This is a genomic window from Streptomyces sp. TSRI0281 (assembly GCF_001905125.1).
In the GTDB taxonomy this organism is placed as follows: Bacteria; Actinomycetota; Actinomycetes; order Streptomycetales; family Streptomycetaceae; genus Streptomyces.
The window spans coordinates 43,634-54,825 of the sequence record NZ_LWLE01000013.1; the positions used below are offsets into that span (position 1 = coordinate 43,634).

11 protein-coding genes are annotated in these 11,192 nt (G+C 69.9%); 7 read left to right on the plus strand and 4 right to left on the minus strand.

Annotated features, from left to right (window positions below; all coding sequences use genetic code 11):
- Positions 1-36: 36 nt before the first annotated feature.
- Together A6A29_RS20850 and A6A29_RS20855 are read right to left on the minus strand one after the other, a co-directional pair.
- Complete coding sequence (locus tag A6A29_RS20850) at positions 37-960, minus strand: glutamate ABC transporter substrate-binding protein (protein WP_073721871.1); 924 nt, start codon at positions 958-960, stop codon at positions 37-39.
- Between the two features lie 32 nt (positions 961-992).
- Entirely contained in the window at positions 993-1,778 is a 786-nt protein-coding gene (locus A6A29_RS20855) for an amino acid ABC transporter ATP-binding protein (protein WP_073721872.1), read from the minus strand.
- A 382-nt stretch (positions 1,779-2,160) separates the two neighbouring features.
- Here A6A29_RS20855 and A6A29_RS20860 point away from each other — a divergent pair, with 382 nt between their 5' ends.
- Positions 2,161-2,853 (plus strand): response regulator transcription factor, encoded by a 693-nt coding sequence (locus A6A29_RS20860; RefSeq protein ID WP_073721874.1) that lies wholly within the window; start codon positions 2,161-2,163, stop codon positions 2,851-2,853.
- Positions 2,854-2,868: 15 nt separating this feature from the next.
- Entirely contained in the window at positions 2,869-4,263 is a 1,395-nt protein-coding gene (locus tag A6A29_RS20865) for a sensor histidine kinase (protein ID WP_073721876.1), read from the plus strand.
- A gap of 62 nt (positions 4,264-4,325) precedes the next feature.
- Here A6A29_RS20865 and A6A29_RS20870 read toward each other — a convergent pair whose 3' ends face one another.
- Positions 4,326-5,324: a TAXI family TRAP transporter solute-binding subunit gene (locus tag A6A29_RS20870; protein WP_073721878.1), complete on the minus strand. Its 999-nt coding sequence runs from the start codon at positions 5,322-5,324 to the stop codon at positions 4,326-4,328.
- A 147-nt stretch (positions 5,325-5,471) separates the two neighbouring features.
- Here A6A29_RS20870 and miaB point away from each other — a divergent pair, with 147 nt between their 5' ends.
- A complete protein-coding gene (gene miaB / locus A6A29_RS20875) occupies positions 5,472-6,986 on the plus strand; it encodes a tRNA (N6-isopentenyl adenosine(37)-C2)-methylthiotransferase MiaB (protein WP_198953126.1) in 1,515 nt (504 codons plus the stop codon).
- 188 nt (positions 6,987-7,174) lie between these two features.
- Positions 7,175-7,915 carry a class III extradiol dioxygenase subunit B-like domain-containing protein gene (locus tag A6A29_RS20880; RefSeq protein WP_073721882.1) on the plus strand — a complete coding sequence of 247 codons (741 nt, stop codon included), beginning with the start codon at positions 7,175-7,177 and terminating at the stop codon, positions 7,913-7,915.
- 130 nt (positions 7,916-8,045) lie between these two features.
- On the opposite strand, the gene A6A29_RS20885 is transcribed toward A6A29_RS20880, so the two are convergent.
- Positions 8,046-8,282, minus strand: coding sequence for an antitoxin (locus tag A6A29_RS20885; RefSeq protein ID WP_073721884.1), 237 nt, complete (start codon positions 8,280-8,282; stop codon positions 8,046-8,048).
- 156 nt (positions 8,283-8,438) lie between these two features.
- On the opposite strand from A6A29_RS20885, the gene miaA reads away from it, so the two are divergent.
- The 3 genes from miaA to dapF all read left to right on the plus strand — a co-directional run bounded on the left by miaA (position 8,439) and on the right by dapF (position 11,019).
- The gene (miaA, locus tag A6A29_RS20890) at positions 8,439-9,377 is read left to right on the plus strand and encodes a tRNA (adenosine(37)-N6)-dimethylallyltransferase MiaA (RefSeq protein WP_073722017.1); all 939 of its coding nucleotides are present in this window, start codon (positions 8,439-8,441) and stop codon (positions 9,375-9,377) included.
- A gap of 102 nt (positions 9,378-9,479) precedes the next feature.
- Positions 9,480-9,917, plus strand: a complete 438-nt coding sequence (locus tag A6A29_RS20895; protein WP_073721886.1) for a hypothetical protein — start codon at positions 9,480-9,482, stop codon at positions 9,915-9,917.
- Positions 9,918-10,146: 229 nt separating this feature from the next.
- Complete coding sequence (gene dapF, locus A6A29_RS20900) at positions 10,147-11,019, plus strand: diaminopimelate epimerase (protein WP_073721888.1); 873 nt, start codon at positions 10,147-10,149, stop codon at positions 11,017-11,019.
- The last annotated feature ends 173 nt before the right edge of the window (positions 11,020-11,192 follow it).

Sequence of the window (11,192 nt, forward strand, 5' to 3'; positions counted from 1 at the left end):
CGATGGGGCAGGACGCTTTCGGCGACGAGGCAGCGGTCAGTAGCGCTCGATGGCCGGCGGCTCGGTGTAGTCCGAGCCGGACAGGCCCAGCGTGGCCTCGTAGATCTTCTTGTACGTGCCGTCCGTGACGTGCTTCTCCAGCGACTTGTTGATCGCCTCGCGCAGCGCCTTGTCGTCCTTGTTCATGCCGACGCCGTAGGGCTCGTCGGTGAACGGCTTGCCGACGACCTGGAGCTTGCCGGAGTTCGCGGCGGCGTAGCCCTTGAGGATCGAGTCATCGGTGGTGACGGCGTCGATCTGCTTCGTCAGCAGCTGCTGCACGCAGTCCGAGTACTTGGCGAGCTCGACGACGCTCGCACCGTACTCGGGCTTCTTGATCTCCTGGAGGGGAGTGGAGCCGACGATCGAGCAGACCTTCTTGCCCTTCACCGACTCCTTGCCGGTGATGGAGGTGTCGCCCTTGCGCACCAGCAGGTCGGCGCCCGCCTTGTAGTACGGGCCCGCGAAGCCGACCTGCTTCTTGCGCTCGTCGTTGATCGTGTACGTACCGACGAAGTAGTCGACCTGGCCCTTGGAGATCGCCGTCTCGCGGATGCCGGAGTCGACGGTCTTCCACTCGATCTGCTTGTCGGAGAAGCCGAGGTCGGCGGCGATCATCTTGGCGATCTCGATGTCGAAGCCGGAACGCTCCTTCGTCGACTGGTCCTCGAAGCCCAGGTACGGCTGGTCGGCCTTGGCGCCGATGACCAGCTTGCCCCGCTTCTTCGCCTCCTTGAAGGCCGGAGAGTCCAGGTCGACACCCGTCGCGACGGTGTACGTCGGCAGCTTCGGGGCCTCGGAGGAACCGGGCTTGGTCCCGGACGGCTTGTCGCCGGCCGAACCCTCCTTGCCACCACAGGCGGTCGCGGTCAGGGCGAGCACAGCGATGGCCGCGACAGCGGCCGACTTGCGGAGCTTCATGTGAACATTCCTTATGTCGTAGGTCGTTGTCGTCAGTGGTGAAGGATCTTCGACAGGAAGTCCTTGGCCCGGTCGCTGCGCGGATTGCTGAAGAACTGGTCGGGCACGGCCTCTTCGATGATCTTCCCGTCCGCCATGAAGACGACACGGTTGGCGGCCGAACGGGCGAAGCCCATCTCATGGGTGACGACGACCATCGTCATCCCGTCCCGGGCCAGCTGCTGCATGACTTCGAGGACCTCGTTGATCATCTCGGGGTCGAGCGCCGAAGTGGGCTCGTCGAAGAGCATGACCTTGGGGTCCATCGCCAACGCCCGCGCGATGGCGACGCGTTGCTGCTGACCGCCCGAGAGCTGCGCCGGGTACTTGTCGGCCTGCACCCCGACGCCCACCCGGTCGAGCAGGGCCCGGGCCTTCTCCTCCGCGGCCTTCTTTTCCGTCTTACGGACCTTGGTCTGGCCCAGCATGACGTTCTCCAGCACGGTCTTGTGCGCGAAGAGATTGAACGACTGGAAGACCATGCCCACGTCGGCGCGCAGCCGGGCGAGCTCCTTGCCCTCCTGGGGCAGCGGCTTGCCGTCGATCGAGATCGCGCCCGAGTCGATCGTCTCCAAGCGGTTGATGGTGCGGCACAGCGTGGACTTGCCGGACCCGGAAGGCCCGATGACGACCACGACCTCGCCACGGGCGATGGTCAGGTCGATGTCCTGGAGCACATGCAGCGCGCCGAAGTGCTTGTTGACGTTGCTCAGTACGACAAGGTCGTTCGCCGCAGGCGCGGCATCCTCGGCGGCCTTGGTCACTGAAACTCCGCTCATCGGCTTCTTGCTCCGTCCTCCTCGGTTGGCAAGGACACTAGTGACGCAGTGCGACCAGAGTCATTACATCTGAGCGGAAATTGAGCATAACGATCCGGCGGCAACCGGACACTCCGCGTGAACGGGACGCCTGGAGCAGCGCCGGGGCGTACCGGGTGCATAACGGAAACCCTGCTGTAACCGGCAGGCCCTTGACTGACGTGCCCGTCATCGGAGTGGATGCCTTGAAGAGATCGGACGTGAAACGCCGCTGAACGGGAAGCCTCACAGAGGCCACGCGGAGTGAAACGCCATGTATCGGTACGTAACAGCACGTAACGCCACGCGACATCAGCAAGTAGCCCGGAGGCCCGTAAAGCCTGGGGAGACGGAAAGGAGGGCCATGAGACTGCTGCTCGTCGAGGACGACGACCACGTCGCGGCGGCCCTGTCCGCCGTGCTCGCCCGGCACGGCTTCCAGGTGGTGCACGCCCGCAACGGCGAGGAGGCCCTGCGCGCCCTGCTGCCCGCGGAGAAGGAGCCCTTCGGAGTCATCCTCCTCGACCTCGGGCTGCCCGACCAGGACGGGTACGAGGTGTGCGGCAAGATCCGCAAGCGGACCGCGACCCCGGTGATCATGGTGACCGCCCGCGCCGACGTGCGCTCGCGCATCCATGGCCTCAACCTCGGCGCCGACGACTATGTCGTCAAGCCCTACGACACCGGTGAGCTGCTCGCCCGTATCCATGCCGTCGCCCGGCGCACCACATCCGGCGAGGACACCGCGCCGACACCCGTCGCCGCCCTGCGGCTCGGACCGGTCCACATCGAGCTGCCGACCCGCCGGGTCAGCGTCGACGGCGAGGAAGTCCAGCTCACCCGCAAGGAGTTCGACCTCCTCGCGCTGCTGGCCCAGCGGCCCGGTGTGGTCTTCCGCCGGGAGCAGATCATCAGCGAGGTGTGGCGCACCAGCTGGGAGGGAACGGGGCGCACACTGGAAGTGCATGTCGCCTCCCTGCGCTCCAAATTGCGGCTGCCCGCACTGATCGAGACCGTGCGGGGCGTCGGCTACCGGCTCGTCTCGCCGTCCGCGTAAGGGCGTACGTTCCCGGTGCGCACCCGCCTGCTTCCGCTGCTCATCGTCCTCATGGCAGCCGTTCTGCTCGCCCTGGGCTTCCCGCTCGCCGTGAGCGTGGCCGCCGCCGAACAGCAGCGCGTCGTCATCGACCGGATCGATGACACGGCGCGCTTCGCCGCGCTGGCGCAGTTTGTCAGCGAGCCCATCCCTGACAACGACGAACGCAGACGCACCCTCCAGGCGGAGCTGGAGGCGTACGACTCCGTGTACGGGATACGGGTGGGCGTCTTCTTCCGCGACGACAGACCGCTGGCCAAGGCTCCCTCCGACTGGCTCCTGCCCGTCGAGGGGGAGGGGCGTGCGGCGTTCAAGGAAGCACTGCTCGGCCGCCGTTCCCACGATCCGCCCCAGGTCTGGCCGTGGCAGAACGGCCGTGTCGTCGTCGCCTCGCCCGTCGTACGGGACGGTGACGTCGTCGCCGTCGTCGTCATCGACTCACCTACCGGTGAGATGAGGTCCCGGACGCTGAACGGCTGGCTGCTGATCGCCCTCGGCGAGGCCCTCGCGATGCTGGTGGCGGTCGGCGCGGCGTTCCGGCTCACGGGCTGGGTGCTGCTGCCCGTACGGATCCTGGACGCGGCGACCCACGACATCGCCAGCGGCCGTATGCGGTCACGGGTCGCGGCCTCCGGCGGGCCGCCGGAACTCAGGCGCCTGGCCCGCTCGTTCAACGAGATGGCCGACAATGTGGAGGACGTGCTGGAGCAGCAGCGCGCCTTCGTCGCCGACGCCTCGCACCAACTGCGCAACCCCCTGGCCGCGCTGCTCCTGCGCATCGAGCTCCTCGCCCTCGAACTCCCCGAGGGGAACGAGGAGATCGCCTCGGTGCGTACGGAGGGCAAGCGCCTGGGCCAGGTCCTCGACGATCTCCTCGACCTCGCGCTGGCCGAGCACACCGAGGCCGACCTCCAGCTCACCGACATCGGCGCGCTCACCGCCGAGCGGGTCGCTTCCTGGCGCCCGCTCGCGGAGGAGAAGGGCGTGATCCTGACGCTGGACGGCGCGGCGGCGGTCACCGCGTGGGCCGACCCCATCGCCCTCTCCAGCGCCCTCGACGCCGTGATCGACAACGCCCTGAAGTTCACGCCGCCGGACCAGGACGTACGCGTCACGGTCGCCGCCGAGGCCGACCGGGCCACGGTCGTGGTCGCCGATCGCGGACCGGGGCTCACCGAACAGGAACTGGAACGTATCGGCGACCGCTTCTGGCGCAGCAACCGGCACCAGAACGTCAAGGGGTCGGGCCTGGGGCTGTCCATCTCACGGGTGCTGCTCGCGGCGGGCGGCGGTTCGATCGCGTACGCCCCGCACGAGCCGCACGGGCTGCGGGTGACCGTGTCGGCGCCACGGAACACTCCGCACAGCTGACCGGGTGGGCCGCCTAGGGGGACCGGGTGCTCAGGGCTTGACCGAATGGCAGGACCGGGCGCTCAGGGCTTGACCGAGCGGTAGTAGCGCCCCGCTCCTTCGTGCAGCGGGAGCGGGTCGGTGTAGATCGCCGTCCGCAGGTCCACCAGCTGCGCCGCGTGCACCTCGCGCCCGATCCGGTCCCTGCTGTTGATCACGGTCCGGGTGAACGCCTCGGTCATCGCCGGATCCGTACGGTCCGTGGTGACCAGCAGATTGGCGACAGCAACGGTGGGCACGGACTGTCCCTGCTGCGCGTCCAGGTAGGCGTCGGCCGGCATCACGGCAGAGCGGTAGTAGCGGGTGGATCCGCCCGCCGCCTGCAACTGTGCGATCAGCGGATCCTCCAGCGGCACCAGCCGGATGGCGAACCGGTCCGACAGCTCCTGCACCGCGCCGGTCGGCAGACCGCCCGACCAGAAGAACGCGTCGAGCAGTCCGTTGGCCAGCCGGGTCGGCATCGTGTCGATGCCCGCCGACACCGGAGTGATCCCGGTCCTCGGATCGATGCCCCCCGCGTTCATCAGCCGGTCGGCGACCAGCCGGACGCCGGACCCCTGCTGCCCCACGCCCACCCGTTTGCCCCGCAGGTCGGAGACCTTGCGTATCCCGGAGTCCCGGGGCACGACCAGCTGTACGTAGTCGTCGTACAGCCGTACACAGCCGCGCAGCCGCTGTGCGCCGGGCTTGCCGTCGCGCAGGTAGGTGGCGACGGCATCAGCGGTGGCGATCGTGAAGTCGGCCTTCCCCGTCGCGACCCGTTCGAGATTCTGCTGCGAGCCCTCGCTGGTCTGGAGCCGCACGGACACCTCGGGCATGTCCTTGGCCAGGGCTCCTTCGAGCCGCTCGCCGTACCGCTGGTAGACCCCGCTGTGTACGCCGGTGGAGAAGGTCAGCGAGCCGGTGGGCGTCCTTTCCCCCAGGGGGAGTACCCACCACAGCAGCAGCCCGAGAACGACCACGACGGCGGCGCCCCCCTGAAGGGTGCGTCGTCGGCCGAATCGGGACAGTGCGTGGAGCATGGCCGCGATCCTGCCAGCTCACACCCGTGGTGGCCAGGCCCGGCCGCCGCCGGGCGGAGGGAGGACACGGGCTCCGCGGAGGGCGGGAGGACAGGGGCGAAGGGGAGGGACGCCGGGAGGTGCGCGACTACCGCCTACCCTTGTCGCATGAGCAGCGGCAACCGGAGCGAAGCAGTGGACGTCAAGAAAAGCTACGAGGTGCGCACCTACGGGTGCCAGATGAACGTTCACGACTCCGAACGGCTGTCGGGTCTCCTGGAGGACGCCGGTTACGTACGCGCACCCGAAGGCGCCGACGGTGACGCCGATGTCGTCGTCTTCAACACCTGTGCGGTACGGGAGAACGCCGACAACAAGCTCTACGGCAACCTCGGCCGCCTCGCCCCGATGAAGACCAAGCGGCCCGGGATGCAGATCGCCGTGGGCGGCTGCCTCGCGCAGAAGGACCGCGACACGATCGTCAAGCGGGCGCCCTGGGTGGACGTCGTCTTCGGTACGCACAACATCGGCAAGCTGCCCGTGCTGCTGGAGCGCGCCCGTATCCAGGAGGAGGCACAGATCGAGATCGCCGAATCCCTGGAGGCGTTCCCCTCCACGCTCCCCACCCGCCGCGAGTCCGCCTACGCCGCGTGGGTCTCCATCTCCGTGGGCTGCAACAACACCTGCACCTTCTGCATCGTCCCCGCGCTGCGCGGCAAGGAGAAGGACCGTCGCACCGGCGACATCCTGGCCGAGATCGAGGCGCTGGTCGCCGAGGGCGTGTCCGAGATCACCCTGCTCGGCCAGAACGTGAACGCGTACGGTTCCGACATCGGCGACCGCGAGGCGTTCTCCAAGCTGCTGCGCGCGTGCGGAAGGATCGAGGGCCTGGAGCGCGTCCGCTTCACCTCGCCGCACCCCCGCGACTTCACCGACGACGTCATCGCGGCGATGGCCGAGACCCCGAACGTGATGCCGCAGCTCCACATGCCGATGCAGTCGGGCTCGGACACCGTCCTGAAGGCGATGCGACGCTCCTACCGGCAGGAACGCTTCCTCGGGATCATCGAGAAGGTGCGTGCCGCGATGCCGGACGCCGCCATCTCCACCGACATCATCGTGGGCTTCCCCGGCGAGACCGAGGAGGACTTCCAGCAGACGATGCACGCGGTGCGTGAGGCGCGCTTCGCGAACGCCTTCACCTTCCAGTACTCCAAGCGGCCCGGCACCCCGGCAGCCGACATGGAGGGGCAGATCCCCAAGGAGGTCGTGCAGGAGCGGTACATGCGCCTGTCCGCACTCCAGGAGGAGATCTCCTGGGAGGAGAACAAGAAGCAGGTCGGCCGCACCCTGGAGGTCATGGTCGCCGAGGGGGAGGGGCGCAAGGACGGCGCCACGCACCGCCTCTCCGGCCGCGCCCCCGACAACCGTCTCGTCCACTTCACCAAGCCCTCGCAGGAGGTCCGCCCCGGCGATGTGGTGACCGTCGAGATCACCTACGCCGCCCCGCACCACCTGCTGGCCGAGGGCGCGCCACTGGGCGTACGGAGCACACGTGCCGGGGACGCCTGGGAGCGGCGCACCTCGGCGGCGGCCGCCAAGCCCGCCGGTGTGATGCTCGGGCTGCCGGGCATCGGCGCCCCGGCGCCGCTGCCGGCCGCGGCGGCTCCCGGCTGCGGCTGAGACCGACACCGGGGAGGCCGGGCGGCTCCGGGCCCCGGCTTCCTGCCCCGGTTTCCCCGGCCTCCGTCTCCCGGCCCGGACCTGCGACCCCGGCCCCGCCCCCGCCCCCGCCCCCGGCTTCGGCCCTGGCTTCGGCTTCGGCTGACGGTGCACCAGGAGTCGGGGCGCCCCGCAGTACGCTGATCGGCATGCTTGTCGCCGCTGCCGTGTGCCCCTGTCCGCCTCTCCTCGTGCCCGAGGTCGCGGCGGGAGCCGCACCCGAGCTCGATGCCGCGAGGACCGCGTGCCTCGACGCTCTGGGCGTGCTCGCCGCCTCCCGGCCCGATCTGCTCGTGGTGGTCGGTCCCGCCGAGCAGGAGTCCCGTGGAGCGCATCCCGCAGGCGCCACCGGGTCCTTCAGGGGGTTCGGCGTCGACCTCGAAGTGCGCCTGGGCGCGGAGTCTTCGCCCGGTCGCGCGGCCGGGGAGACCTCGATCGCGCCCGCCCGCCCGCTGCCGCCCTCGCTCGCCGTGGGCGCGTGGCTGCTGGACCGGGCACGATGGGCCGACGCCCCGGTCGAGGGACTCGGCGTGGGTGAGCCCCTCGACGGCGACCGCTGCGCGCGGGCGGGGCGGGAGCTGGCCGTCAGGGCCGACCGCGTCGCGCTCCTGGTGATGGGCGACGGCAGCGCCTGCCGCACGCTGAAGGCGCCGGGATATCTGGACGAGCGGGCCATGGACTTCGACGCGCGGGCGACCCGTGCCCTGGGGTCCGCGGATCTCGCCGCGCTCCGGGGGCTCGACGAGTCCCTCGCGTACGAACTGAAGGTGGCGGGCCGCGCGCCGTGGCAGGTGCTCGCGGGCGCCGCCGAGGGTGCGGGCCTGGGCGGGCAACTGCTGTACGAGGACGCCCCGTACGGCGTGGGCTACACCGTCGCCGCCTGGTCGTGAAACGGCCGGGCCGGTAGGCAGCCGTGCCCCCTGCCGGACCGGCGGGGAACGAGCGCACACGGAGGACGGCCGGGAGTTCATCGCTCCACGGCCGTCCCCTGTGCGCGATCACGGCGACATCAGGTCCGGATCAGGTAGTGGGCGGCTTACCACCCTCGTCCTTGTGGCCCAGACGGTCCACGGCGTCCTTCGCCTTCTGCGTACCGGACACGATCTTGTCGCTGTACTTGCCCTTGGTCTTCTGATCCACCGTGCGTGCGGCCTTGTCGAGGCCCTGTTCGATCTTGCCCCCGTGCTGATGCGCGAGGTCACCGACCTTGTCCTTGGCCGGCGCCAGTTTGGCTTTCAGGTTGTCCAGGAAACCCATGGGGCACCTTCCGTGCAGAGGGGACTGTGTACGAGCGCTCTCTCCCACCCCATTGTCCGTTACCGCCGATTTTACTCGGCGGGGCAGGCGGTCGCGCTGCTCCGAGGGCCGTTCGGCACGTTCGGGAAGAGGCCGGAGATTTGCGAGACTGTGCCGGTGACAAGTCCCGCTTCACCCCCCCGCGTCATCACTGTCGTCGGCCCCACCGCAGCCGGAAAGTCTGATCTGGGCGTATTTCTTGCCCAGCAGCTCGACGGCGAAGTGGTCAACGCCGACTCCATGCAGCTCTACCGTGGGATGGATATCGGCACCGCCAAACTGACGCTCCCCGAGCGCGGTGGTGTGGTGCACCGACTGCTGGACATCTGGGACGTGACCGAGGCCGCCAGCGTCGCCGAGTACCAGCGGCTGGCCAGGCTGGAGATCGACCGGCTGCTCGCCGAAGGCCGTACCCCCGTCCTCGTCGGCGGCTCCGGCCTCTATGTGAAGGGCGCCATCGACGCCCTGGAGTTCCCCGGTACGGACCCCGAGGTGCGGGCCCGGCTGGAGCGGGAACTGGCCGACAGCGGCCCCGGCGCACTGCACGCACGGCTCGCCGCCTCCGACCCGGACGCCGCCCGCGCCATCCTGCCCAGCAACGGACGCCGCATCGTCCGCGCCCTCGAAGTCATCGAGATCACCGGCAAGCCCTTCACCGCGAATCTCCCCGGGGACGAGGCGGTCTACGACGCCGTGCAGATCGGCGTCGATGTCGGCCGTCCCGAACTGGACGAGCGCATCGCCCTGCGGGTCGACCGGATGTGGGAGGCCGGCCTCGTGGACGAAGTGCGCGCCCTGGAGGCCGAAGGGCTGCGGGAGGGGCTCACCGCCTCCCGCGCGCTCGGCTATCAGCAGGTGCTCGCGGCCCTCGCGGGGGAGTGCACCGAGGACGAGGCGCGAGCCGAGACGGTGCGCGCCACCAAACGCTTCGCGCGCCGTCAGGACTCCTGGTTTCGCCGCGACCCGCGTGTGCAATGGCTCAGTGGCACGGAGGACCAGCGCCGGGAACTCCCGCACCGGGCGCTGACGTTGGTCGAACGAGCGGTTACAGCCTGATCACGTGATGGCATCGGGAAGCTCCGGCCGTCATTTCGGCACCCGTGATCGTGCCATCATCGAGCATCGATCGACCAGTCCGAGTTGGGAGGGCGCGTGGCGATGGAGGCCGGCCCTCGCGACACAGAACAAGACGCACCGGATACGGGGCACACGGCGGGCAGCCTGAGCCCCGACGGGCCCGACGAGCACGTCACCCCCGAGGTGGAGGTCGAGCTCCGCCCGGCGCGCCGACTGCGTATCTGGCAGCTCGCACCGATCGTCATGCTGGCCGCGGTCGGCTCCCTGATGTTCGCCTTCCCGCTCGCCTTCGAGTTCGGCGGCGGCGGCGCGGTCGTCGCCATGCTGGGGCTTCTGATCAGCTGCTGCGCGGCCGGCTGGGGCATGATGGCGGCCCGCCGCGTCGGCCACACCTGGCCCGGCCTGCCCGCCAGGGGCACCGGAGAGCGTCCCGACTGGCGCGTGATCGCCCTGTACGTCGCCGTCTGCGCCGGACTGGTCGCGCTGGCCGTCTGGCGCGTGGCCCGCCTCCGCTCCTGAGAACCGGTGCTGTCGGCCGACAGCACCGCTACCGGCCGACGCGACGGCCGACGCACGACCGACGTACGACCGACCGCCCCCATTGCTCACCTGCCGGGCGCTTTCCAGCACCGGCCCCAGCGCTGGCCCCAGCACCAGCACCGGTACCGGAACCCGATCGGCAATTCGTATCGGTTCCACCCCGGCTCCGGGTTCGCGGGCTGTCGGCGCGGCCTCGTACAGTTGCCCTGTGAGCACCTCGCAGATCGCCTTCCTCAAGGGTCACGGCACCGAGAACGACTTCGTGATCGTTCCCGACCCGGACAACGCCATCGACCTGCCCGCAGCCGTCGTCGCCCGGCTCTGCGACCGCCGGGCCGGTATCGGCGGCGACGGTCTGCTGCACGTCGTACGGTCCGCCGCGCACCCCGAGGCGCTGCCCATGGCGGCCGAGGCCGAGTGGTTCATGGACTACCGCAACGCGGACGGCTCGATCGCCGAGATGTGCGGCAACGGAGTCCGCGTCTTCGCCGCCCATCTCCGGCGCGCCGGCCTCGTGGAGGAGGGCGACCTCACCGTCGCGACCCGTGGCGGCGTCAAGCGGGTCCACCTCGCCAAGGGCGGCGACATCACGGTCTCCATGGGACGCGCCCTGCTTCCGGACGAGGGCGTCACGGTCACCCTCGACGGACGCGGCTGGCCCGCCCGCAACGTCAACATGGGCAACCCGCACGCGGTCGCATTCGTCGACGACCTCGCGCACGCCGGTGAACTGCGCTCCACACCGCCGTTCAGCCCGGCGGACGTCTACCCCGACGGGGTCAACATCGAGTTCGTCGTGGACCGAGGCCCCGGCCATGTCGCGATGCGCGTCCACGAGCGGGGCTCGGGCGAGACCCGCTCCTGCGGCACCGGCGCCTGCGCCGTCGCGGTCGCCGCCGCCCGCCGCGACGGCGTGGACCCCGCGCGGACCGGCCTCCCCGTCACCTACCGGGTGGACCTGCCCGGCGGCACGCTGGTGATCACCGAGAACCCGGACGGCGGGATCGAGATGACCGGCCCCGCAGTGATCGTCGCCGAGGGCTTCATCGATCCGGTCTGGCTCGAAACGGCCATCGGTTAGGACACCGTCGCGGTGCCCTCCGGGTGCCTGGCGGGACCTTCCCATGAGCTGCTCGTTCGGGCGTACGACGGGACCTCACGGACACGCCGGGAACTTCGCTCGAATGGGTGATCCGTTTCACGCTGGGCGAGAGCCGGACTGTGCCACGTGGTGGGGTCGGTAGCATCAAGCAC